This is a genomic window from Desulfovibrio simplex (assembly GCF_055387835.1).
Window position 1 is genome coordinate 2,823,532 of sequence record NZ_AP042377.1, and the last position, 25,267, is coordinate 2,848,798.

General features: G+C 58.7%; 16 protein-coding genes. 9 read left to right on the forward strand and 7 right to left on the reverse strand.

Annotated elements, in window-relative coordinates:
• Positions 1-432: 432 nt before the first annotated feature.
• From ACZ5DH_RS11635 to ACZ5DH_RS11645, 3 genes are all read right to left on the reverse strand, one after another.
• Positions 433-1,770, reverse strand: coding sequence for a glycosyltransferase family 2 protein (locus tag ACZ5DH_RS11635; RefSeq protein ID WP_464254431.1), 1,338 nt, complete (start codon positions 1,768-1,770; stop codon positions 433-435).
• The gene (locus tag ACZ5DH_RS11640; protein ID WP_464254432.1) at positions 1,763-3,544 is read right to left on the reverse strand and encodes a cobyrinate a,c-diamide synthase; all 1,782 of its coding nucleotides are present in this window, start codon (positions 3,542-3,544) and stop codon (positions 1,763-1,765) included. The genes ACZ5DH_RS11635 and ACZ5DH_RS11640 overlap by 8 nt, the downstream gene beginning before the upstream one ends.
• A 392-nt stretch (positions 3,545-3,936) precedes the next feature.
• Positions 3,937-5,214 (reverse strand): IMP cyclohydrolase, encoded by a 1,278-nt coding sequence (locus ACZ5DH_RS11645; RefSeq protein WP_464254433.1) that lies wholly within the window; start codon positions 5,212-5,214, stop codon positions 3,937-3,939.
• Positions 5,215-5,417: 203 nt separating this feature from the next.
• On the opposite strand from ACZ5DH_RS11645, the gene ACZ5DH_RS11650 reads away from it, so the two are divergent.
• The 5 genes from ACZ5DH_RS11650 to ACZ5DH_RS11670 all read left to right on the forward strand — a co-directional run bounded on the left by ACZ5DH_RS11650 (position 5,418) and on the right by ACZ5DH_RS11670 (position 14,571).
• Positions 5,418-5,777 (forward strand): hypothetical protein, encoded by a 360-nt coding sequence (locus tag ACZ5DH_RS11650; RefSeq protein WP_464254434.1) that lies wholly within the window; start codon positions 5,418-5,420, stop codon positions 5,775-5,777.
• A gap of 280 nt (positions 5,778-6,057) precedes the next feature.
• Positions 6,058-7,335: an adenylosuccinate synthase gene (locus tag ACZ5DH_RS11655; RefSeq protein WP_464254435.1), complete on the forward strand. Its 1,278-nt coding sequence runs from the start codon at positions 6,058-6,060 to the stop codon at positions 7,333-7,335.
• Between the two features lie 20 nt (positions 7,336-7,355).
• Positions 7,356-8,261 carry a DNA polymerase III subunit delta' gene (locus ACZ5DH_RS11660; RefSeq protein WP_464254436.1) on the forward strand — a complete coding sequence of 302 codons (906 nt, stop codon included), beginning with the start codon at positions 7,356-7,358 and terminating at the stop codon, positions 8,259-8,261.
• A gap of 784 nt (positions 8,262-9,045) precedes the next feature.
• Entirely contained in the window at positions 9,046-11,949 is a 2,904-nt protein-coding gene (locus tag ACZ5DH_RS11665) for a diguanylate cyclase (protein ID WP_464254437.1), read from the forward strand.
• Positions 11,950-13,740: 1,791 nt separating this feature from the next.
• Complete coding sequence (locus tag ACZ5DH_RS11670; RefSeq protein WP_464254438.1) at positions 13,741-14,571, forward strand: hypothetical protein; 831 nt, start codon at positions 13,741-13,743, stop codon at positions 14,569-14,571.
• Between the two features lie 195 nt (positions 14,572-14,766).
• Here the strand turns inward: ACZ5DH_RS11670 and ACZ5DH_RS11675 are convergent, their stop codons facing one another.
• On the reverse strand, positions 14,767-15,243 hold the full coding sequence (locus ACZ5DH_RS11675; RefSeq protein WP_464254439.1) for a hypothetical protein: 477 nt from the start codon (positions 15,241-15,243) through the stop codon (positions 14,767-14,769).
• 543 nt (positions 15,244-15,786) lie between these two features.
• Between ACZ5DH_RS11675 and ACZ5DH_RS11680 the strand changes: the two genes are divergently transcribed.
• Positions 15,787-16,581: a class I SAM-dependent methyltransferase gene (locus ACZ5DH_RS11680; protein ID WP_464254440.1), complete on the forward strand. Its 795-nt coding sequence runs from the start codon at positions 15,787-15,789 to the stop codon at positions 16,579-16,581.
• Between the two features lie 201 nt (positions 16,582-16,782).
• Here the strand turns inward: ACZ5DH_RS11680 and ACZ5DH_RS11685 are convergent, their stop codons facing one another.
• From ACZ5DH_RS11685 to pdxR, 3 genes are all read right to left on the reverse strand, one after another.
• Complete coding sequence (locus ACZ5DH_RS11685; RefSeq protein ID WP_464254441.1) at positions 16,783-18,222, reverse strand: ATP-binding protein; 1,440 nt, start codon at positions 18,220-18,222, stop codon at positions 16,783-16,785.
• Positions 18,219-18,947: a response regulator gene (locus tag ACZ5DH_RS11690; protein WP_464254442.1), complete on the reverse strand. Its 729-nt coding sequence runs from the start codon at positions 18,945-18,947 to the stop codon at positions 18,219-18,221. The genes ACZ5DH_RS11685 and ACZ5DH_RS11690 overlap by 4 nt, the downstream gene beginning before the upstream one ends.
• Positions 18,948-19,443: 496 nt before the next feature.
• A complete protein-coding gene (gene pdxR / locus ACZ5DH_RS11695; RefSeq protein ID WP_464254443.1) occupies positions 19,444-21,000 on the reverse strand; it encodes a MocR-like pyridoxine biosynthesis transcription factor PdxR in 1,557 nt (518 codons plus the stop codon).
• Between the two features lie 428 nt (positions 21,001-21,428).
• Here pdxR and ACZ5DH_RS11700 point away from each other — a divergent pair, with 428 nt between their 5' ends.
• The 3 genes from ACZ5DH_RS11700 to ACZ5DH_RS11710 all read left to right on the forward strand — a co-directional run bounded on the left by ACZ5DH_RS11700 (position 21,429) and on the right by ACZ5DH_RS11710 (position 25,207).
• Positions 21,429-21,872 carry a DMT family transporter gene (locus tag ACZ5DH_RS11700; protein ID WP_464254444.1) on the forward strand — a complete coding sequence of 148 codons (444 nt, stop codon included), beginning with the start codon at positions 21,429-21,431 and terminating at the stop codon, positions 21,870-21,872.
• 397 nt (positions 21,873-22,269) lie between these two features.
• Positions 22,270-23,634, forward strand: a complete 1,365-nt coding sequence (gene asnS / locus ACZ5DH_RS11705) for an asparagine--tRNA ligase (RefSeq protein ID WP_464254445.1) — start codon at positions 22,270-22,272, stop codon at positions 23,632-23,634.
• 526 nt (positions 23,635-24,160) lie between these two features.
• Entirely contained in the window at positions 24,161-25,207 is a 1,047-nt protein-coding gene (locus ACZ5DH_RS11710; RefSeq protein ID WP_464254446.1) for an aspartate-semialdehyde dehydrogenase, read from the forward strand.
• Positions 25,208-25,267 lie beyond the last annotated feature (60 nt).

The window sequence follows — 25,267 nt, forward strand, 5'->3', positions numbered from 1 at the left end:
TACCCCATCGGTGATAGAAATAATATCTGTTTGCGCTTGCGTCAATGAATGCAGAAATATTTTGTTATATCTCTAATAGATTATTATATCCTATATTCCAATAAATTATGGTAACCATCTTGTTTTTATTGATCTAAATTATCTAATGATAAATATTATTAAATAATATTTTTTCTTTCAACGCGCCCATATAGTATCGACGCATTGCTCCTGACCGCACCAGACCACGCATGGCTTGCCTGCAGAGGACAAGGAAATACCGCGTAAGGAAATACCGCGTGTTGTGTCGTGCGTGACGATGCCCGGCATCTCTTGAGACAGGGTATGGGGACAAACTCTATGGGAAGCAACGCAGTGCAGACAAAAAAAGGCCCAGCCGGGCACACCGGGGAGCCTTTTTCAGCCTTGTAAGGCCAGTACCGCGAAATTCTCTTATGGCCTGCCGTAACGCATAAGCCACTGATTAAGAATGCCGGCCAGCATTCCATCTCCGCGCGCATAGGCGGCGCGCCTGGCCTGCTGTACTTTTATCTTTACAACGTCAGCCATGCCGCCAGCCACACCACCGGATTCGACAGGTGAGTGCGCGGTCCGGCCAACAGGCTGGCCCGCAGCGTGTTCAGCAGCATGTTCAGGCGAAGCCGCCGCCTGCGTCCCTGAGGCGTCCGCCTTCATGACGGCGCGCAATGAAGCGGCGCTGTCCGCCCCTTCCACCAGCGCGGTCAGGGCCAGCAGTCTTTGGCGTGAAACCGCGTCGCCAAAAAACATGGCGCAGCGCACAGCGCAGTGCAAAGCCTCGCGCGCGTTTCCGCCAGCCTCAAGCATATCCATAAGCCGATACCAGCCGCCCCGCCAAAGCGGTTCCTGCTCAAGCATTTCCCGGCAAACGTCCTCGCTGGCCGAAAGCGCGTCAAAAGCCCTGCTGCGCCGCTCTTCCTGCGCCTCCGGCAGCACGGGCCAGACGTCAAGGTCCGGCCCCATTGCAAGTTCATAGCCGTCCAGGGCGGCCAGGGTGTGCAGGTCCGGCTTCAGGTTGTCCCCGTGACGGCGCATGAGCAGTTCGCCATTAAAAGCATTGTGGTCAAAGCGGCCTGGTGTCTGGCTGGTATGGTGCACAACAACGCTGTCGCCCTCCACGGCAAGCTTGTAGCCCCGCGCGCGCAGTTCGCAGCACAGGTCCATATCTTCAAAACCGTTGCGATATTCTTCATAAAATCCGCTGCAGTCCATAAACACGGACTTGCGCAGCAGCAGGGCCGCGCCCGTTATGGCCTGAAGAGGACGCTTTTTGCGCGGCGCGGCATGGCCGCCCGGAAAGCCCTCATAAAGGTGGCCCACAGCCATGAAGGGCGTAAAATAGATGCCGCAGTGCTGCACCGTACCGTTGGGATAGAGCAAAAGCGGTCCCACGGCTCCCACGCGCGGCTGTTCCAGCGCCTGCCGCAGGGGCGGCAGCCAGCCCGGCGTCATGGTGGTGTCATTGTTCAGGAAAAGGAGCATATCGCCTTGGCTGGCAGCGGCTCCGGCATTACAGCCTCTGGCAAATCCCTGGTTTTCGGGCAGACGCAGGGGACGAAAATCCGCCCCGAAGAGGGCCCTGCCCAGCGGCTCCAGCTCGGTGGCCGTGGCGTCGGTGGAGCCGTTGTCCACAACCACCACTTCGATGTTTTCACGGCGCGTGTGCTTGGCCAGGGACCGCAGGCAGGCGGCGGTCATGTCCCAGAGATTCCAGGCCGGAATGATGATGGAAACCCTGGCCGCGCTACTCATGGTCCCCGCTCCCCTCCCGCGCGGCGAAGTTTCTGGCCGCGGCCACAAAATTTTCTGCCCAGCCCGGAGCGGCGGGAGCAAAAATGTGGGTGTATGAGGCCCACACATTGCGGAACACAAGGCCGTCGACCTTTGGCGCGCCGCGCCCGCACGGGCTTTGCGGTGCCTGCCCCGGCGCGAGGCCCATCCCCTGCCCTTTGTGCAGTTGCATGGCCCAGCGCGGCCAGGAACGGCCTTGCCCGACTGACGCTGGCCTGACTGGCGGCTGCCCGTCTGGCGTCAGCCTGTCTGCGGATTCCGCCGCCGAATCGGACGGCATGGCCTCCGGCTCTTCCCAACGGCAGTGGGAGTAGTGGAACTCATGTCCGCGCAGTTCCGTATTCAGCGCAAAAAACGGGTTCGTAGCGCTTATTCTGCCGCGAACATAGCCAAGCCCCTGCGGCTTGGGGCAAAAGACGGCCGTCACCGGTAAAATGCCGCTCATGGGCCACAGCTTACCCTCGCGCTCAATGCCGCGCGACAGCACCATAAAGCCCCCGCACTCGGCATATATGGGCATGCCCTGCCCAGCCCACAGCGACAGCCGGCGCAACAGGGGCGAAACGCTCAGGGCCTCCACATGGTCTTCGGGAAAGCCGCCGCCGAGATACAGGCCGTCCACCTGCGGCCAGCCAGCGCCGTCGTGCCCGGCGTCCGCCCCGTGCAGCAAGGACAGATGCACAAGCTCGGCCCCGGCCCGGCGCAGGGCCTCAAGATTTTCCTCATAGTAAAACCACAGGGCCTCGTCACGCACATAGCCGATGCGCGGCCTGCGGCCTGCGGCCCGTTGCGACCCGGCCAAGGGCGTGTCCCCTGTTGCGACATCCGGGTGAGAGGCCTTTGCCGCAGCGGCTTCTTCACCAGAAACCAGGACGCCAGCAGACACAGCCGCTGGTTCCGGCCCCAATGATTCCGGCCAGAAGGCTTCGGCCTCCAGATCGGGAGCGCTTTGGGCTGCGGCCATGATGCGGTCCATATCCACATGACCGCCCACAAATGCCGCCAGCGTGTCCAGCACCCGCTGCGCCTGCGGCGAGAGGTCATCCCCGCAGGACGCTATGCCCATGTGCCGCTCCGGCAGCGGGTTTTCAGCCAGACGCGGCAGAGCGCCAAGCACGGGCACGTCCGTATGCTCTTCCAGAGCCTGCCGCAAAATCTGTTCGTGCCGCGCCGAGCCCACCTGATTGAGAATCACGCCCGCGAAATTGACGCCCTCTTCAAAGGTCAGCATGCCGCGCACCAGGGCCGCCGCCGTGCGCGTCATCTTGGTGCAGTCAACGCTGATAATCACAGGACATGACAGTATGCGGGACAACTCTGCCGTGGAGCACGAACCGCGCGCGTCCATGCCGTCAAAAAAGCCCCTGTTGCCCTCCAGCAGACCGAGCAGCCGCCCCCGCCGCGCCATTGAAGGGCTGTCGGTTTCTTTGCCGCTGGCCTGCCGTGCGGCAGCGACCCGCATGGTATGGACAAAAAGCGCGCGCAGGCGCGACGGTTCGAGAAAATACGGATCAAGATTGGTGGCGGGCGCTCCGGCGGCCAGGCGCAGCCAGGCGGCGTCAATGTAGTCCGGCCCTTTTTTGAAGGGCTGCACCGTCACGCCGCGCTCCACAAAGGCGCGGCACAAACCCAGTGAAAGCAGGGTCTTGCCGCCGCCGCCCGAAAGGGCCGTCACACACAGACGGGGCATGGCTCCGCGCTGACTGGAAGTGGGGAATGTGGGCTGGTGGCTCATGGCGCTCCGCGTAGTGGCCGGGACAGAAAGGCGACTTCAACAGGTGGGGATGCACCCTCACGTGGGGGCATCCCCAGGGATACCTAAGGAAGCGCTGATTAAAGAGCCTCCTGAAAACGCGCAGTTGTTTCCTTTGGCAAGGCGCGATCTTTTTTCAAGCAGGAGTGGACTCTTCCGTCCTCGACTGTTTCAAAAAAAGTGAAGCAACGACGCCAAACGGAATAAATCAGCGTTTCCCTGAGTCTAGAGCAGATTAACTTTGAAATGCTTCACATTTCAAAGTTTTCATTCAGCCGAAAAATGCGATTTTCGGCTGAATCCACGCCACGTTGTGGCGCGCTGCACTTTCGTGCAGCGTTAGAGCATTTACACTTTTTCAAAGTTAACATGCTCTAATGCTTGAAGGAGCGCTGCCCCGTGAACACCATTGCCACCTGAGGCACGGCCTCATTGCAGGCCATGATCACTTCCGCATCGCGCATGGAGCCGCCGGGCTGCGCAATGGCCGTCACGCCCTGCGCCAAAGCCACGTCCACGCCGTCGCGGAAGGGGAAGAACCCGTCGGACACCAGGGCCGAACCAATGAGCCCGCCACGGGCCTCTTCAGTGCGCCGTTCGATGTCGGCCAGCTTTTCCGCCATGCCCGCGTCCTGGGCAGCCTTGAGCTTGATCTCGTACAGGGTCATGCCCAGTTCGCGGAAGGCCAGCGTGTCCGCATACTTGGTGTGCGCCTTGTGGATGGCAAGCTCCACGCAGCCCACGCGGTCCTGTTCGCCGGTGCCGATGGCAAGGGTCGCCCCGTCGCGCACAAAGATCACCGAATTGGACGTCACCCCGGCTTCCACGGCCCAGGCAAAGCGCAGGTCGTCCAGTTCCGCCGGGCTGGGCGCGCGCGCCGTCACCGAAAGGCCGTCTTTTGTCGTTGCCGTGGCAGGCAGAAAGTCCTTGCCGGAAAGAATGCGGTTCACAAAGGACTTCTGCACCACAATGCCGCCGTCGGCCAGACTCTTGATGTCAAGAAAGGCGGAAGAGGTCAGTTCTTCAAGGCGGCCAAGACCGGGCAGTTCCATAATGCGCAGATTTTTGCGGTTCTTGAGGATTTCCACAACGCCCTCTTCAAAAGCCGGAGCCGCCACCACTTCAAAATAGTTGGCCGCGACGATTTCAGCCGCTTCACGGGTGAAGGGGCGGTTGACGACCACCGCTCCGCCAAAGGCGGCGATGCGGTCGCACCAGAAGGCCTTTTCAAGAGCGACGGCCACGCCGTCCTTGCTCCAGGCCGCGCCGCAGGGATTGTTGTGCTTCAGGATGATGGCGGCCGGACGGTCGGCGAGGTACTGAAGAATATTCGCGCCATTGTCCACATCCGTCAGATTGGTCTTGCCGGGATGTTTGCCCGCCTGGATCATCTGCGCTTCGGTCATGGCCGAAACAATGCCGTGACCGGGGCCCCGCCACTCAAGGCCGCCACAGGTGATGGAGCCTTCCTTCAGGGCGTAGAGAGCCGCGGGCTGATCGGGGTTTTCCCCGTAGCGCAGGCCTTTTTCTTCGCCGTCCAGCGTCCAGACACGTTTTTGAAATACGAGCTTCTCGTCACCAAGAATAATGGTCATGGTTTCAGGAAAAGCGTCCTTGCGCACAGTGCTGTACATGGCCTTGAGATCCGACATGCTTCCTCCAGATGTTCGCTGGTCAGGTGAGGGCTTTGCATAGCACAGAACGGGCCGCGCCACCAGACCCCGAAAGCCGCGCCCGGCGTCAAGGCTGCGCGCGTTGACGAAAATCGAGCGAGGCCCTACATTGCCTTGTCGCCCAAAGGGCTCACAACGCGGGCCGCCGCTTGGCGCTGCCGACCCGTATCAGCGGAGGACATATGGAAAAACTGCTCGCCCGGCTGGCACAGCAACTGGACACCATTGACGAAGCGTCGCTCATGTCGCTGTGGAGCAAATACGCCACCATAACCAGCCGCTTTGAACCCACCAAACGGTGGGAAGAAGCCACCCTCATTTTTTCGCTCATACAGGCCAAACGCTGGAAAAACCAGCTTTTCAACTTCCACTGGTCGCGTCAGAGCCAGGGGCGTGAAGGCATTGACCCGCAGATGCCCAACCTTGCCCCTGACTTCTCTCTTGAAGCGCCGCAGGAACCCGCGCCGGAACACCGTTGCAGGGTTTTGGAGTTTCGCCCCCTCAAGCAGGACGACGAAAACGGCGGAAACGACGAGAGCTGAACCGGGACTTTCGCACCACAGTCGCAAGGCGCCCCCCGCAGGGCAGCCCCGAACGGAGCAGGGCGCATGCCCCGGCGCGGCCCCTTCGCGGATACTGACCCAGTTTCAAGCCATTATGAACGTTTGACTTGTATTTGCATCCGAGATAGGTACCATGAAAGGCTTTGCGTCCCGTTTTTGGCACTTTGACAAAGCGGTCATTCGTTGCGCCCACAAGCGCGCAACACTTCCCTCATGACAGCACGCCGCCCCGACCGCGGCGTTTCAGGCAGGTAATACCATGGCTAATACGGTAATCATCGGCGCACAGTGGGGCGACGAAGGCAAGGGCAAAATCGTTGACATGCTGAGCGCCCAGAGCCGGGCCATTGTCCGTTTTCAGGGCGGCAACAACGCCGGTCACACCATCAAGGTTCAGGGCGAAGAAACCATTCTGCACCTGATCCCTTCGGGAATCCTGCACGAAGGCAAAACCTGTCTTATCGGCAACGGTGTGGTGCTTGACCCCTTCGTTTTTCTTGAAGAGGTGGACCATCTCGCCGCCAAGGGCATCGATGTTTCCCCGGCCAGGCTCGGCATCAGCAAGAAAGCCCACCTCATCATGGCCTACCACAAAAGCCTGGACAAAGCCCGCGAAGCCAAGCGCGCCGCCCACAAGATCGGCACGACCGGCCGTGGCATCGGCCCCTGCTATGAAGACAAGGCCGCCCGTGTAGGCCTGCGCGCCGGCGACCTCGCCAATCCGGCCCTGGTGCGCGCCAAGGTGGCCCACGCCCTGCAGGAAAAAAACACCCTGCTGCGCGACCTCTACAAATTTGATCCGCTGGACGAAGCTACTGTCTGCGAAGAGCTGCTGGCTCTGGCCCCACGCATCGCGCCCTACCTCACGGAGGTGGAAGACCGCCTCCAGGAAATGCAGGCAGCGGGTGGCGACATCCTTTTTGAAGGCGCTCAGGGCATCCATCTGGACATCGACCACGGCACCTATCCCTTTGTGACCTCATCCAATACCGTGGCGGGCAATGCTTCCGCCGGTTGCGGCATCGGCCCCTCGGCTCTTGACCGCGTGGTGGGCATTGTCAAGGCCTACACCACCCGCGTGGGTTCCGGCCCCTTCCCCACCGAGCAGCTTGACGACACGGGCAGCTACCTGCGCACCCAGGGCCACGAATTCGGGGCCACCACTGGCCGTCCCCGCCGCTGTGGCTGGCTGGACGTCGTTGTTCTGCGTGAAAGCGTGCGCCTGTGCGGCATGACGGACATTGCCCTGACCAAGCTGGACGTGCTGCAAAACCTGCCTGGCCTGCGCATCTGCGTGGCGTATGAACTTGATGGCCGCAAGCTCGACTATATGCCGCAGGAAGAAGGCGCGCTGGAAAGGGTCACCCCCGTGTATGAAGACCTGCCCGGCTTTGAAGAAGACATAACCGGCTGCACCCGTTATGACGACCTGCCCGAAACCGTGCGTTCCTACATCGCCCGTATTGAAGAGCTTACCGGCGTGAGGGTGAGCATTGTCTCTGTGGGCGCCGAACGCAAGCAGACCATAGTGCGCTAAGGCGCGGCCGCCGTGCGCTCATGAACGGGCCTCTGCTTCAGGCCATTGCCGCTCCGGCCTTTGACAGGCTCAAGGAAGTGCTGGACCGCCTTGGAGCCGCGCCGCCACAGGTATTACTGCTTGAAGGCGGCAGCGAAGCCCAGCGGCGCGACATGGCCCTGTACTGGGCGGCGCGCATCAATTGCCCCCAGGCTTCGGCCACGGGCTCGCCCTGCCTCGCCTGCCCCTGCTGCCTGCAAACGGCAGCGGGCGAGCATCTAGACCTTGCCGCCTATGACGGGCGCATCAGCAATCGTGACGACGAAGAAAATCCCGGCCCCGTACGCGCTTTCAACATGGAGCGCGTACGGGAGCTTAAAAGCCGCCTGCGCGACGCGCCCCACGGCTCCGGGCGCAGGGTTGTCGTGCTTGCGGGGCTGAGCCTTACCCGTGATGAGGCCGCCAATGCCCTGCTCAAGGCGCTTGAAGAACCCTCCGCCACCACTGTTTTTGTCCTGCTCGCCCCCCAGCGCGAGCAACTCTTGCCCACCCTTGTTTCCCGCTCCTTTTGCCTCACCCTGCCCTGGCCCGACAGCCGCGCCACAGACGAAGACATGCGCCCATGGGAAGAAAAACTGGCGCATTTTCTTGTCAGCGGACAGGGGCTCCTTGACGCTCTGGCGGCCAAGGGAGCCATGGATGCCGCCACGGCCGGGCGTCTCATGCTCTGTTGCCAGAAATCCATAAACCGGATAATGTCAAAAACGTTACACGACAGCGTATCTTCACCACTTGACTCTGCATTGTCTTCCCTGGGACCGCAGGGCCTTGCGCTTGTCTGCCAATGGCTGACTGAAGCGCAGGACGCCCTGCAGTATGGGCTTACGCCCGCGCGGGCGGTCGAGGCTCTGGCCATGCGTATCCATACGTTGCGGCTCAGGGTTTAGGGCATTTCATTCTGTGGTGCTCTGGCGGCCGCGCGGCAAACGCCATTGCATCGTTGCCCGCAGGCCTGCCTGAACCGTTGACGGCACCGTCCACACGACGTGGCAGCAACGCGGCGGGCGTTTTTCCGTTGCGGCGCAAAACCGCGGGATGCGTAGCCGGCGTGACGCGAAGACCACGGTTGCCTGCGACGGTTGCCTGCGCCGGTGTGACGCCGACGGCACAGACAGAGCCCGCATGGGCAAGGCCATAGCCTGTGCCGTACACGTGCCGCCGCCGTGCATGCTGGCTTGCAAGCCGACTTCGACTGCTGCAATGACAGCGCCGATGGGGGCGCAGGGGCAAGCACCGTGGCGGAAATGGCGGAACCTTGAAGAAGACGCATTCTCAAGGGCACGCTGCCCAAGGCAGACCGGGGGGTCGCACGCGGCGGCGCGGCACAGCATTAGAGCATTTGACACTTGAAACGCTCGTGTACGGCAGACAAAAGCCTGCCTGCTCGCATTCCGAGGCAAGGATTTTCAGAAAAATCCTTGCAGAGCAGTTAACTCATTTCAGTCGTAAAATGCTCTAACGCTGCACGAAAGTGCAGCGCGCCACAACGTGGCGTGGATTCAGCCGCAAATCGCATTTTTCGGCTGAATGAACACTTTGAAATGTGAAACATTTCAAAGTTCATCTGCTCTAGTGGCGCATGACAACACGTCTTTCCAGAATAAATGTACACTGCACCGGCCCATGGGCGACCGGCCGGGTACGCCAGGCTTCAATGGGGGACAAGGGCACATGCACAGGAACATCCGCGTCCTGCCGCTTCTTGCTTGGGTGGTTCTCTGCCTGCTACAGGCAGTCGCGCCCCTGCTGTCCCATGCCGCCTCCCGTGCTGTCTGGGTGGGCATCTTTCCTCTTGCCGGCTTTCACCGCATGGAAAACGGCCAGGCCGTTGGCTATAATGTGGACTACCTTGAGCAGGTGAGCAGATATGCCGACTGGCGGGTGGAATACGTTCACTTCGACAACTGGCATGACGCGCTTGAAGCTCTTGAAAAAGAGCATATCGACCTTGTGGGCGGCGCCCTCTTCACGCCAGAACGCGGCAAACGCTTTCTGTACGCCCCGTACGCCAACGGCACCACCTACACCGCCCTCATCGCCCCCAAAGACACTCCTTTTGCCTATGAAGACTTCAAGAATTTTGAAAAGCTGCGCATAGGCATTACCGTTGGAAGTCCCTGGCACAAAAATTTTGCCAGCTATGCCAGTCAGCACGACTTCACGCCGCCGCAGCTCGTGCCGTTCAAAGATATTGCCTCGCTCAGGCAAGCCCTGGCCGAAGGCAAACTTGACGCCATGCTCACAACGGTGACCGCCCTTCGGGACGATGAAACCATTCTTGCCAAATTCAATCCCCTGCCCTTTTTCTTTATTGGCGATCGCTCCAATCGCGCCCTGATGCAAGAACTGGAGCAGGCCATGGCCCAGTTGAAGCTGGAACAGCCGGACCTGGAAAGCAAACTGGCCCGAACACATATGTGGCGCAGCTACCAGACCCCACTGACCAGGGCCGAACGCGACTTTGTGGCCGAAAGTCCCGTCCTGCGGGTGGGGTACGCGCCAAACCGCAAACCCATGTCCTGGTTTGACCCGGCTACAGACGAAGCCAAGGGCATCCTGCCGGACATCCTGCGTCTCATCGCCCGCAACAGCGGCCTGCGTTTCACCTTTGTGCCTATGGACATGGCGGGCGCAAGCCTTGACGAGTACTTTGTCCGCGACAAGATAGACCTGTGCGTCGGGACCATGTTCGACCCCTGTGCCAAGGGCAACCCCGTCTACAAGCTGTCCTCCCCCCTGTTGCGTTGCGGGCTCAACCTCTACGGCAAAAATTTTTTTGAAATTCCGGCCGCTGTTCCTCTGTCCGTTGCCCTGCCGCAAAGCTGGTTCGGCGGCAGGGCGTATATGGAAGCACACTATCCCGAAACGCACTTGCAATTCTTCAACAATACAGAGGAATGCCTCAATGCGGTTGCAGAAAACAAGGCGGATCTGCTGCTGCAAAACACGCTTGAAGTGGACTACCTCCTGACCAGACCCCGCTTCAAGCACATTACCCCCCTGCAAGGGCGCGGCGGCTTTGAGGATGTTCGGGTGGCCATTAACGCGACCGTGCCGCCCATTCTGCAAAGCCTTATCAACAAACAGATCATGGAGGTGGACGAAAAAAGCAAAAGCCAGATCATTTCCGAAAACATTTCCGCCGTTGCGGGGCCTCTGAGCCTTAAAGATATGGCCTACGAACACCGGACCCTGCTGGTGATTCTGGGCGAACTGCTGCTCTTTCCCATGGTCTTTTTTGCCTATGTTTTGTACCTGCGCCGCAAAAACAAGAACATCGCCAGAAAAAGTGAACGCCGCCTGACCAACATAGCCAACAACATCAACGGGGGTGTTATCAGCCTTGCGGCCAACGCGCGGCTGGACATCCGCAACGCAAACAGCGGCTTCTGGCACTTGCTGGACTATGGCGACAACCCTCCGGAACAGCCGAGTCTGGCCGACTTTATGAGTCCGGCCGAAGCCGAACAGCTCTACCAGCGGCTTGACCAGCAAAGGCAGGAAAATGCCGCAATAAGCATGGAGCTGAGCTTGCGCCGCAGAGATGGCCTGTGGCTGCCCGCGTTGTTACGCTGCACATGGTCCTGTGACGAACACGACGCCACCCAGCCATGTCTTGACTGCGTTGTCGTTGACATCACCGAGCAAAAGCACATGCACGAGCAGCTGGAACAGGAAAAAGAGCGGTATCGCATCATTCTTGAACAGTCGCAGGACATCATTTTTGATGTGGACACGGAAAAAGGGCAGTACACCTGTTCGCCCAATTTTTACACAAAGTTCGGCCGCGAGGGCACCCCGCTGTTCACTCCTGACGGCCACCCGCGCAATGATCAGATCGTGCATCCCGATGACCTGCCCGCCCTGGCGGAAATGCGGCGGCGCGTTCGTTCCGGCGAGCGCACGGTCTTTGGCGTTATGCGCATTCCCACAGCGCAGGGACGCTACATCTGGTGCCGGGTGCAGACCACACGCATAAGCAAAAACGACACCCCGCTGCGCATCGTTGGCAAGATCGTGGATATTGACGAAGAGGTGCGCCGCAGGGCGGAGCTGGAGCGTCTTTCGCAACGCGACAGCCTTACGGACCTCTACAACAAAACCGCCTTCCGCGAACGGGTGGTACAGAATCTGCCGGTCACAGTCCAGAATGACAAAACACACGCGCTGCTCTTTCTGGATCTGGACAACTTCAAAACCCTCAACGACTGCCTGGGCCATATTGTGGGTGATGCCGCCCTGATCGAAGCAGCCGATGCCCTCAAGCACATCTTCCGCAATGCCGATGCCGTGGGCCGCTTTGGCGGCGACGAATTTTGCATCTTTGCCATGGGTATTACCCGCAAAGCCCTGGCCGCAAGGGTAGAGTCCGTGCTGCAAGCGCTTGCAATGAGTTTCGAACAGGACGGCAAAGTCGTGGACATCACCGCCAGTATTGGCATCTATATGTTTGACGGCAGTGAAACCACCTACGAAGAAGCGCTGCAAAAAGCGGATAACGCCCAATACCGGGCCAAGCAGCTTGGCAAGAATCGCTATGTTTTTCATGATGATCCGTTGACGGAAGAAGAATAGGCGGCAGAGCAGCAACAAAAGGACGTGCAGAACGGCTCGGCCCGTCAGGGCGGTTTTATTTTTGAAATTTTTGCGCGGCCGCTTGCTCGTATACGGGTAGGCGGCTTTTTCCTTTTTAGTGGGTCGCCTGCGCGGCGGGCGGCGCGGGGTCGGGGATTTTCGTGGTTGGCCCTCAGGGGAGAATAAAAGCAGGGCTTGTCCTTTGAGAGGCGGGTTCTGTGCCCTGCGGGCATGGGTGCTTTTCTTTTTGTGTTGTTTGGGTCGCCTGCGCGGCGGGCGGCGCGGGGTTGGGGATTTTCGTGGTTGGCGCTCAGGGGAGAATAAAAGCAGGGCTTGTCCTTTGAGAGGCGGGCTCTGTGCCCTGCGGGCACGGGCGCTTTTCTTTATTTTAGTTTTGGCCGCCTGCGCGGCGGGCGGCAGAAGGGGGCCTGTTAGGGGCTGCCGCCCCTCCGAGGCCCCCTCTGCACTCCCCCCGGACGACCCCGCTGGGCTTGTCGCATATCCCCACTCCCACGGTCCAGCCTTCAAGGGCCTTCCACTTTCCACCATTCCACGAGGGCTGCGCGGCTTTTGCTCCGGGAGCTTCCTCGCTCCGCTCGGTGATCTCCCTGCGCGCCGCGCAACGCCAGCGCGCGCCTTCGCGCTGAATGAGAGATTGGGGAGTAGTCTCCTTAACTGTATGGAACCCTCAGCAACGACGCCTGATTGTTGAGGAGGACACATTGTGGCGAGGGGTGAGGTTCTTGGGACTAGTTTCAGTGTGCAACACCCTGTGCCCGAGAGCAGTTCTGTCTTTGTTGTGTTATCCGCCCCACAAAAAATACATTTGCGTTTTCAGTATGTTGCACCCATGGGTGTTGGTAGCCCGGCGTAGTTCAACCTAGACCAGATTAACTTTGAGAATGGACATTCTCAAAGTTTAAGACACGCATACTTCGGCGCTTAACAGCGCAAATAAATTGCGCTTACGCCTTCGCTGCGGGCGCCTGCTCACGCAGTCGCCAGAGCAATTTCAAAGTGAAAATGCTCTAAAATTGCTGTCACGCAAGCAACGCGCCCAAGCCTGTGCTGTTTCTCAGGCAAGGAATGGATCGCTGCCGGGGGCGGCGTCATAAAGAACCGAAGCCGACACGTCGGCGAGGTTCGTGCATAGCCGCCCCCGAAAAAGGATGCTTGCTGGTCTGGGTAGGACAGGGGGTGCTTCGGGGGGGATGCAAGGGGGGCCGAGAAGGGGGCGTAGCCCCATAACCGGCCCCGCCTTGCCGCCCGCCGCGCAGGCGGCAAGAACTAAATAAAAGAAAAGCCCCCGTGCCCGCAGGGCACAGAAGCCTCTTCTCAAAAGACAGGCCCGGTTTCTATGCTCCTTGGAGCACTCGCTGCGCAGGCAGGCGGCCAAAACTAAATAAACAGAAAGCCCCCGTGCCCGCAGGGCACAGAAGCCTCCTCTCAAAGGACAGGCCCTGCTTTATTTACGCCGCAGCAGAAATAAACGTATCTTATAAATACCATAGTTACGGTTGTGATCAGCATATGATGCATCACACATTACTATTTGAACCGGCTTTTTATCCTGATATAACATATTGTTAACTCTTACAGTCAGCATAACATCATCAAATTTTCAAATAAAAGCATACCCATGCAACATACTTAATTATATATTTTTACTGTAACATATTTATAACACAGCAAATTACCTGTAAATATACCATAAATATTCTCTTGTACTGACATAACTCTTTTGGTAGTTTCTCTAAACTACGCAACAATATTAGTATTACTGGAGGTGACATGAATCATTTCTTTTCACGTTCCATGTTTCTTCTATTAACATTTATGGCCGGAGCGCTCATCCTTGCATGGACGGCCATGGCTGTGGCTTCGCCCGCAAAGGACACACCAGAGGGAGTGGTTCCTCCTGGGTATGAAGGTGAGATGGAAGGAGCAGTCAACATCCAGCCGCACTTCCCTGGCATCACAGTGGGCATATTGTCCAAGGAAAAAGAAGGGAAACCACATGTCTTTTATTTTTATCCAAAAACTGGAAATCCTGCTGTAGACAAAATTGTCTATGACAGGGTCACGCGTGATGCCAGGGAGTTTTTTGACGAAGTAGCCAAACAAAAACGGGATGGGGCAAGCGACGAGGAGCTTAAAAATTGGCGGCGTTACAGCAACTATAAAATTTCACGACCTTCTCCAAATATTATAAATATTGTCTTTGGTTTTGGGGGATACCAGGGGGGTCGGGCCCCCTGGTATTATAAAGAATCCCTTTATTTCCATCTCCCCGACGGCAAACAACTTGGTTTTAACGACCTTTTTGATGATCCACAGATGGCGCTGAAACTCATGTCCGCCTGGAGCAGAAAACATCTTGAAGGGCTGCTTATAAAGCAGGGGGTGGCGCCGAATAAGATAAAAAGCGAAAGAGAACGCTTCGCTGAAGGAACAGCGCCCACAAGGGAAAACTTCAGTACACTCACGCTACGGCCAGATGGCATAGATATTCATTTCGGCTACTATCAAGTAAGGGTAGGTGAAAATCCAGATACCTACATGCCCTTACGCGAATTGAAGAAGGCTGGCCCCAAGGCCCAAATTTGGGGCCATAACAAATAACTGCAGATGGTGGCCCCGATAATTTGGGATGAGGGGATGTGACGTGCGCCCCCCTTTGAAATAGCATCGCGAATAGTAGCGGCCACTGGAAAAGCATCATAAAAAAGGCTCCCCACACAGCGGGGAGCCTTTTCAACCCTTACGGGCCAAACCATCACTCGAAAAGAAAAACTTTTCTATACCAGCGCGAAACGCTTACTTCCACAAGCCGCTGTACTTGGCGGCAATGCCGTCAGTACGCTCCACAAGCCTGTCCACCAGACCGTCCACATCTTCATAGTTGATGGTCCCAAGATCGCGGGCCAGCAGATACCCAAGATACCCCTTGCCCTGCTTGAAAACCCAGCACACGGAGTACACCGACCCCACACCGGGGCGGCCGGGAAATTCCGGTTTGGTTTCAAGCATGACGTAGAGCTTGGGCACGTCTTTTTCTTCATCATCGTTCAGGGTGAAGAGGCTGCTTTTGTTGAAGCGTTCCTTCAGATTTGTGCCCAGGCGCGCGCCAATGCTGTCCGTGCCTTCAAGGGTCACGCTTACAACCGTCACGCGGTCCGCGCCTTTTTCGGGTTTGTCCTGAACGGGCTTGCCCGCCTGAGGCGTAGCGGCCATCGCTGCACCAGCCATCGTCAATGCGCAGAACAGGGCCAGAATGCCAAAAAGTTTTTTCATGCCTTTCACCTCAACATGCGGAGTGTGTGACACATCCTGCCCCTGCCAGCCCGTGCGGGCGCGGCGTCAGGATATATCGTTTTTAGTCTATATAAAGTTTAGAAAAAAGAAAAGCGCCCGCAACCCGCTAGAGCAATTTAACTTTTAAATTGCTCTGACGGCTGCGTGAGCAGACGTTCGCTACGGAGGCGTAAGCGCAGTTTATCTGCGCGGTTAAACGCCGAAGTGAGCGTGCCTTAAACTTTGAGAATGTATATTCTCAAAGACAATCTGCTCTAGAGCAATTTCATAATGAAATTGCTCTGGCGGATGCGGGAGCAGACGCCCGCCACGGAGGCGTAAGCGCAATTTATTTGCGCTGTTAAACGCCGAAGTGAGCGTGCCTCAAACTTTGAAAATGTATATTTTCAAAGTTAATCTACTCTAATTGTCCGCACGCTGCTTTTTCTCACGCCAGATCAGCCTTGAATCTTGCAACACTTTGTTACAATTTGACATGCCGGGCACACAAACAGCCGGGCGCGCCCTGTTATATATGGAACCATGCATAATGAAACCGTATTTTCACAGGTGCGGCTCCCTGCGACCGCTTCGTCGCCACTGGATTTCTTCAGCCGGAGCATGGACTATCTGCGCGACAGATGGCCGCTTGGGCATTCCCTGCGCGTACCCTTGAACTTTCTTGAAATTGCCGCCAGGCAGAGCCAGGCGCCCACATGGCATGTGGAAGCCATCGCCCGCAGACCACGGCGACGGCACGTCTGCATCCCTTGCGGCTGGATCGCGCGTCACCTGCCCCGCCACGCTGCTGTTTTCGAGCCGGGCTGCGGCAGCGGCGCCAATCTGCTGTGGCTGGCTTTTCAAGGTTTTACCCGTCTGAACGGCAGCGACATTGATACAACCGTGCTCGATCTTTCCGCCCGATTGCAGGCATATCTCGGACGCAGCCTGAACACGTGGCAGGACAACGCCCTGACGCCTTCACGTCTGCCGGAAAACCAGGGAGCCATCCTGTCGGTCAACTGGCTGTATCATCTGCCCGGCGCATCGCTGGACGCCTTTTTTGAAATTTACAAAGGCTGTCTGCATCCCAAGGGCGTCTTCGTATTTGATGTCGTCAGCCACCACTATAATGCCGTGCCCGATAACCAGTACCACACTGACGACTGGCGCAAACCCCAAGATCAGCGGCGGCCTTCGGAATACACCTTCCGCCTCTCGCGGCAGGATGTGGCGGATATGGCACGCAGGCACGGCTTCAGGATGCTGCGTTATACCGCTATCAGCAGCCGACCGCAGCGTTGCGTCTACATGCTTGGCAGGATGGGACAGGGTTAGAGCAGTTTACGAATGAAATGAATTAATTGCTCTGCAAGGATTTTCCTGAAAATCTTTGCCACGAAATGCGAGTAGGCAGGCTTTTGCCTGCCGTACGCGAGCATTTCAAGTGTTAAATGCTCTAGACGGGGCAAGTTCTTTCCTGTTGCGCGTGCCGCCATGGCGATCTGCCTGCGTAATACCGGCTCCCGCCGCATTCCGTCAGGCTGGCTGCTCTGTTGGCAGCGGCAGCTCCAGCCGCGCCCTGAGACCTCCCTGGGGCAGATTGCTCAAACACAGCGTGGCATTATGCATGACAGCCATGCTTCGTGCGATGGACAACCCGATGCCGTGCCCGCCGGTGTGCCTGTTGCGCGATCCTTCCACCCGAAAAAAAGGTTCAAAAACCTTCTCAAGCAGTGCCGGGTCCACTCCCGGCCCTTTATCGTCAATGTCCACCCGCAGCACAGGCTTGCCGCCGGAATCGCGCGTCACGGCGGCGGCGAGCACGGCTTCCTTGCCGTAACGGAGAGCATTGTCCAGCAGGTTATCGAGGCACCGGCGCAGGGCCACGGGAAAAATCAGGGCAGAAATATTCAGTTCCGACCCAGCCAGCGTTACATTCTGGCCCATTTCACGTCTGTCTTCCACCACGGCCTCAAGAAAAGCCTGCATATTGGTGCGGGTCGGCTCTTCAGAATGCCTGTCGCACCGGGTCATGGCCGCGCCCATCTCCACTATGGAATGCAGGCTGTGTATGTCTTCCAGCATTTTTTGCCTGAAATCCCCGTCAGGGGCGTTTTCAAGGCGCAGGCGCATGCGGGTGAGCGGCGTGCGCAGATCATGCGACAAGGCCGCGAAAATACGCTCCCGCTCCTCCATAATGCCGCGAATGCGCTTCTGCATGGCGTTGAAGGCCTGCGCCGCATGACGTACTTCACTGGGGCCCTCGTCAGGCACTGCATAGGACAAACCCTGGTTCAGCCCAAAGTTTTCCGCGGCCCTGGCCAGGGTGCGCAGAGGACGCACCAGCCTGTGCACGATGAGAACCAGCAGGGCCGCGAAGACAAAGAATTCCAGAGCCAGCACAAGATAGGGCATGTCCACAAGATGAGCCCGGTGGCCCGGCCCGCGGTAGGTGACGTTCAGCCATGTGCCGTCGGCAAGCTGTATGGTCAGGCGGGCCACAAATGAGCCGGATACATCCCACAGCGAAAATATTTTTTCGAAAAATGACGTCCACTGGCCGGATTCCTTGCCGAGCACAATAACCTGCACCTGCGCCTGCAAGGCCCGTTGCTTCTGCCCTGGAGCGGCCATATCATCCAGGGCTTCCTGAATATGGTCGAGAAAGAAGCGCGAAAGTTTGTCCTGGCCTTGAGGCATGTCCGGTTTTTTATCCATCAGCGTGATGGACACCTCGGAAATTTTGGCCAGACTGGCCATGAGCGCTTCCCTGCCCCGTGCGGGTTCGGCTTCAAGCATACGCACGCACAGGGCGATGGTGGCGCTGTGATTGGCCAGCACGTTCTGCACCATATACCGCTCGAAAAAGTCGGCCACAGTCAGAATGGTCACGGTATGAAGCACAAAGAAGGCGCTGAGCAAAAGCAGGGTCAGGCGCGAAAAGAGACTTTTGGGCAGATGACGCGCCGTGTTCACGCGCTTTCCTGCCGCACGTCGGCCGTCCATATGTACCCGTCGCCGCGCACGGTCTTTATAAGCCCCGTCTCTTCGCCGTCCTTATGGCGCAACCGGTTGCGCAACCGGCTCACCTGCACGTCGATGCTTCTGTCAAAGGCCGTCGTGCTGCGCCCCTGCGTCAGATCCATGAGGGTATCACGGCTGAGCACTGTCTGCGGATTGCGCAAAAAAACCATGAGCAGGCGGTATTCGGCCCCGCTCAGGTTCACCGTAACGCCCCAGGGCGATTGCAGGCAGCGGGCGGCCCTGTCCAGACGCCAGCCGGAAAACGACAGCCAGCCTTTTTCCCTGAAGCGTCCCGGTGCAGGCACATTCCCCTTACGCCGCAACACGCTGCGGATACGGGCCAGAAGCTCGCGCGGCTCAAAAGGTTTGACGATGTAGTCGTCCGCCCCCAGCTCAAGGCCCACGATACGGTCCATGCTCTCACCCAGGGCGCTCAGAAATATTATGGGGATCTGCCATTGTTTACGCACTTCACGGCAGACCACAAAACCGTCCTGGCCGGGCATCATGACATCCAGAACTATGAGATCCGGCTGGCTGTGGCGCAAAATGTCCATAAGCGCCGCACCGTTTTCCGCGCAGCTTACCACAAAACCATGCTGCTTCAGATAGCCGGACAAAAGCTCCAGAATTTCCAGATCGTCATCCACGAGGCATATGGCCTGTCGGTTCTCCATTTCCACCTGCCTGTATGATACCCGTTTTTCGCCTGTGCCTGTCGAGAGGCTAAAGACCAAAATATCAGAACTTTTTTACTCTGAAATGCCCAGGCGGTTACGTGGGCGGACGCCCGCCGTGAAGGCGCCAGCGCGGCTTCAGCCCTTGCCTCAGGGCCATCGGGGGCTTCAGGCGCAGTGACGAAGGAAACCGCGCAAAAAACAACGCGCGTAGCGACACAGCCTGATCCGTGCAGCCGCTGTCGCCGTCCGTAAGGTTCGCAGCCGCGTCAGCAACTGCCGCAAAGACAGTTCTGGCTCCGCTGGTTCCGACAATAAGCCGCCCATGGAGAATTTTCAATGGACGACGCCCGCGGGCCGCCTGCTGGGCGCGCCTTGCCATCACTCCGCCCAGACCTGCCGTTGGCGGCCCAAAACCCGCGCAGAACGGGCGTATACCCGACGCGCGGGGAAACAGCCATGTGTGACGCTCTGGCAACTCCTGCGCAGGCTTGGCTCAGACCCGCCCACAATGCCGCTCCAGCACCAGGCGCAGCTTTTCCACCCCTTCTTCAAGCTGCTGTTCGCTGAACCCGCCAAAGCCCAGCATGAGGCCAGGCCTGCCCGTTCCCCGCCCGTACAAGGGCGAAAGCGGACGCACCGCCAGCCCCTCCTGAGCCGCCGCAAGCGCCAGGCCCACGTCGTCCACCTGTGCGGACAACCAGAAAACGAGATGCATGCCCTGCTCGCCGGACTGCGGGCTGCCCCAGTCCGCAAGACGCGCGCGCAGCAGGTGCAGCAGAATCTGGCTGCGCTGGGCGTAGAGCTTGCGGATGCGACGCACATGCGCCTCAAAACAGCCCTCATTCATATAGGCCGCCAGAACATGCTGTTCTGCCGTGGGCGACTGTTTGTCCATAAGGGTACGCGCGCCCACAAAGGCCTCTATCAGTTCCCGCGGCACAATGGCATAGCCGATGCGCAGCGAGGGAAAAAGCACCTTGCTCATGGTTCCCAGATAGATGACGCGCCGCGGGTCAAGCCCCTGCAATGCGGGAAAAGGCTGGCCCGAAAAACGCATCTCGCTGTCGTAATCGTCCTCCACAAGCCAGGCCCCGCAGGTGCGCGCCCAGGCCAGAAGCTCCATGCGGCGGGCCATACTCATGACCATTCCCAGCGGAAACTGGTGCGAAGGGGTGACAAAAGCCGCGCGGGCGTCGGGGCACAGGACTGCCCCGGTCGACACGTCTATGCCGTGCCCGTCCACAGGAATACGGAATACACGCGCCTGTACGTCCTCAAGCACGGTCATAAGTCCGGGATAGGCCGGATTTTCCGCCCATACGGGCTCACCCGCCCCAAGCAGGATACGCCCCGTGATATAGAGCCCCTGCTGTGCGCCGTTTGTGATGATCACATTTTCCGGCCCGCAGATCACGGCCCTGGATTTGCGCACATAGGCGGCAATGGCTTCCCGCAATGCCATGAGGCCGCAGGGGTCTTCATACCCTGTGGGGGCTGCCTCCATGCCGGATCGAACCCTGTTGCCCAGCCGCCGCCAGTTATGGTCGGGGGCAACGCCCGCCAAAGGCACCGCGACGGAAAAGGGCACCAGCGGTTGTGGGGCGAAGCGTCCGGCAAAGGCGGCAAAACGCTTTGCGTTGGGCGGCATGTCGGCCCGCATCTTTTCCAGATGCTCAGGAAATCGGAACGGCGGACGAGCCTGCGGCCAGTGGGGCGGAACAGCCGGATCCGCCGTGCGTCGGACCAGCCCCTTCGGCGTTGTGGCAAAGGGCATACGCCCAAGATCGCGGGCCACATACGTGCCAGCGCCCACACGGGATTCAAGATAGCCCTCGGCCACAAGCTGGCTGAACACGTCGGCCACGGTGCCGCGTGCGAGCTCCAGCTGGCGCGCCAGAATACGGCTGGCGGGCAACCTGTCGCCAGGACGAAGCTGTCCGGTTTCGATGGCTTCCCGCAGACGGGCGGCCAGCTGACGGCCCATGCTGCCCGGCTTGAGCGACAGACCGCCCAGAGCCGCCAGTTCGGTTGTGATACTTTGCTTCCCCATAATGGCCCAATAACTTTTCTATTAATGGTTCTGTACCATAGTCCAATTTGGCCATAATGCAAAGTCGTGCAGCACGCATCAGGCCGTATTTTCGTAAGCATCAAGCTGGAGCATTTTGCTTTTGAAACACTCCTTGTTTCAACGCATCATTCTGGCGAAAAACGTGGTTTCGCCAGAATCCACGCCACTTCGTGGCGGCTGCCGCCTTCGCGTCAGCAGAGCAATTTCAAGCGGCAGCCGTTAGGCGACGAAGAAACCTTACGGATGGCGACAGCATCGCTAGTGAAATTGCTCCAGAGCATTTAACACTTGAAATGCTCGCGCACGGCAGGCAAAGCCCGCCTACTCGCATTTCGTGGCAAGGATTTTCAAAAAATCCTTGCAGAGCAATTAACTCATTTCATTCGTAAACTGCTCTAGGAGCCATCATGAAAAGTCTACTACTACTTCTGGCCATCGCCGGTGGCGGGTGCATTCCCGTACAGGCGGGCGTCAACAATCTTTTGCGGCGTTTTCTGGGCGACCCCATGCAGGCAGCGCTTGTGTCTTTTGCCGTGGGCACGCTGGGCTTGTGGGCATACAGCCTCGCCACGCGCCAAAGCTGGCCGGGCATAAGCGAAATAGCCGCCACACCCTGGTGGCTGTGGGTTGGCGGCCTGTTCGGCGCTGTTTTCGTCTCCTGCACCATTATGCTCGGTCCCAAACTGGGGGCCGCCACCATGACGGCCTTCATGCTGCTGGGCCAGCTTGCGGTTTCTGTCATTCTTGACCACTTCGCCCTGGTGGGTTTTCCCGAACATCCCGCATCACTGCTGCGTTTGCTGGGGGTTGCCATGCTGTTCGGCGGGGCCATTCTTGTAAGAACCTTCTAGAGCAGATTAACGTTGAAATGTTTCACATTTCAAAGTGTTCATTTTGTCGAAAAATTCGGTTTCCGGCCAAATCCACGGCATGCTGCGGCGGGCGCGCTCTCGTGCCACGTCAGAGCGTGTAAATTTTTTCAAAGGTAAAAGCCTCGGCAGCAGGCGCTCCACAGGCGGGCCACGTCAAATCGGCCCGCCTTTTGGGCCTCAGCCTCATGTCGGCTGCACATCCGCCGCGCGCCAGCCGCGTATTCGCAGTCTGTCGGCCGCACATGCGCCACATGTCATCCGTACCCCGGCCTCGCCGCTTCCGTATGCGCTGGCCCCGCCCGCGCATACGCTCTTGAGCCCGTCCCCCGGAAGCGCTACACTTGCGCAAATTCTTTTCCCACCGAGGAGCCCCGCCATGCAGCGAACCCTGATTATTGACGCTCTCAACTCCGAAGCGGCACAGCCCACCATTGCCCTGTGCGGCTGGATACGCACGCGCCGTGACGCCAAGGATTTCAGTTTTGTTGAAATCAACGACGGCTCCTGCCTCACCAACATGCAGTGCATAGTGGACACGGGCACGCCAGCCCACGCGGGCCTGGGCGAAGCGGCCACCGGCGCGGCCGTGCGCGTCACGGGCGAACTTGTGCCTTCGCCCGGCAAAGGACAGAAATGGGAGGTGCGCGCGCAGCACGTTGCGGTATACGGCCTTGCGGACCCGGAGAGCTTTCCCCTGCAGAAAAAGCGGCACTCGGACGAATTTTTGCGTACCATCGCCCACCTGCGCCCGCGCACCAACAAATACGGGGCCATGTTCCGCATCCGTTCCGAGGCCGGTTTTGCCGTGCACGACTTCTTTCGTGGCCGCCGCTTCTCCCTCGTCCATACGCCGGTGCTTACCGGCGCGGACTGCGAGGGCGCGGGCGAAATGTTCCGCGTGACCACGCTTGAACCCGGCGCAAAGGATCTTGGCGAGGATTTCTTCAGCCGCCAGTGCAACCTCACGGTTTCCGGCCAGCTTGAGGCCGAAGCCCTGGCCACGGGCCTTGGCCGCGTGTACAGCTTTGGCCCCACCTTCCGGGCCGAGAACTCCAACACCCCGCGTCACGCCGCCGAATTCTGGATGATTGAGCCTGAAATGGCCTTTGCCGACCTTGAAGACCTCATGGAACTGGGCGAGGGCCTGACGCGCCATGTGGTGGACCATATACTGACGCATTGCGAAAATGACGTGAATCTTTTTGACAGCTTTGTGGACAAGGGCCTGCGCGAACGCCTGCAACACATGCTGACCGCGCCCTTTGCCCGCGTGTCATACACCGAGGCTGTTGAAATTCTGCAAAAATGCGGCAAGAGCTTCACCTTCCCCGTGTCATTCGGCACAGACCTGCAAACCGAACACGAACGCCATCTGGCCGAAGAGCACTTTAAAAAGCCCGTGATCGTTTACGATTATCCCAAGGATATCAAAGCGTTCTACATGCGCCAGAATGAAGACGGCAAAACCGTGGCCGCCATGGATATGCTGGTGCCCCGCATTGGCGAGCTCATCGGCGGTTCCCAGCGTGAAGAACGCCTCGACAGGCTTGAGGCGCGCATCCGCGAAATGGGTCAGAACCCCGAGGATTACTGGTGGTATCTGGACCTGCGCCGCTTCGGCACCGTGCCCCATGCGGGCTTTGGCCTGGGCTTCGAGCGCCTGCTCATGATGCTCACGGGCATCACCAATATTCGCGATGTCATTCCCTTCCCGCGCACGCCGGGCAATCTGGAATTCTAGAGCATTTTAACAATGCTTTGTGGGGGAGGGGCCCTTTTGTAAAAGGGTCTCCTCCCCCACGCCCCCTCCCCCTAAAACTTTTATTATGTTTCAAAATGTTACAAATATTTTTCTGACCTGCATCGAAGTTCCCGGAGGCAAAGCCTTACAGGCATCGCACAATCTCAAAGTATATCTGTGCGGGCGAACGCCGTAACGAACGTGCCGTGGACTTTAATAAGTCGCATCCTCAATGGCCATCTGCCTCTTACCGGAGGCCCCCGACCAGAATCAGGAAGGGTGCGGACAATCCGGACAAACCAGGCCGCGGCCTTTCACGGTGGCTGCCCGTTCCCCTGCGAATGGCAAAAGGCCCATGCATCGGGCCTTTCGCAGATTTGGATACAGCTGTTTTTACAGAAAGACCGCCCTTCACTTTTGCCACAATGGGGGCTATACTACCGCCTCACCACGCGCACACGCCGCGCCCTTTTTATCGGCGGCTCCGTAAGGCCGCCGGGCATCGCCCCAAGGAGAACGAAAGACCATGAGCAAGAAGCTGACTGTTGCCGTTGTGGGCGCCACTGGCGCCGTAGGCCGTGAAATGCTCAAGACCCTTCACGAGCGCGATTTTCCCGCTACCGAAATACGCGCCTTTGCCTCCGCCCGTTCGGCGGGCGCCAAGGTGCCCTTTGGCGAGCGCGAGCTAACTGTTGAAGAGCTGAAAGAAGACGTCTTTGAAGGCATTGACCTGGCCATTTTCTCCGCTGGCGGCGCCGCTTCGCAAAAGTTCTCCCCCCATGCGGCCCATGCCGGCTGTGTTGTGGTGGACAATTCCGCAGCATGGCGCATGGACGACCGCTGCCCTCTGGTGGTGCCCGAAGTGAACGCCAGCGCGCTGGACGCGCACAAGGGCATTATCGCCAACCCCAATTGCTCCACCATCCAGATGGTTGTGGCGCTGAAGCCCCTGCACGACGCCGCGAAAATCAAGCGCATCGTGGTTTCCACCTATCAGGCGGTTTCCGGCACGGGGCAGAAGGGCATTGAAGAGCTGGAACGGCAGGTGCGCGACCTTTTCAACGGCCGCGACCCCGAAAACAAGACCTATCCCTACCGCATCGCCTTCAACTGCCTGCCGCACATCGACGTTTTCCTTGAAAACGACTACACCAAGGAAGAGATGAAGATGGTTCACGAGACCGTCAAGATTTTCAACGATCCTTCGGTCAAGGTCACGGCCACCTGCGTGCGCGTGCCCGTGTTCTACTGCCATGCGGAATCCGTCAACATCGAGACGGAAAAGAAAATATCGGCCCGCGACGCCCGCGTCATGCTTTCGCAGGCGCCCGGCGTGCGCGTGTTCGACAATCCCCGCGAGCTCATGTACCCCATGCCCGGCTACTGCGTGGGCGACGATGCCACCTACGTGGGGCGCATCCGTGAGGACGAGACCATTGAACACGGCCTCAACATGTGGATCGTGGCCGACAACGTGCGCAAGGGCGCGGCCCTCAACGCCGTGCAGATCGCCGAAGAGCTTGTGCAGCGCGAACTTGTGCGCGTGGCGGACAAAAACGTCTTCATGGCGTAGAACGCGCTGCGTTTATACGCGCGTTCGCATCGCCGGATAAAAATACGCCTTCAGCGGGCG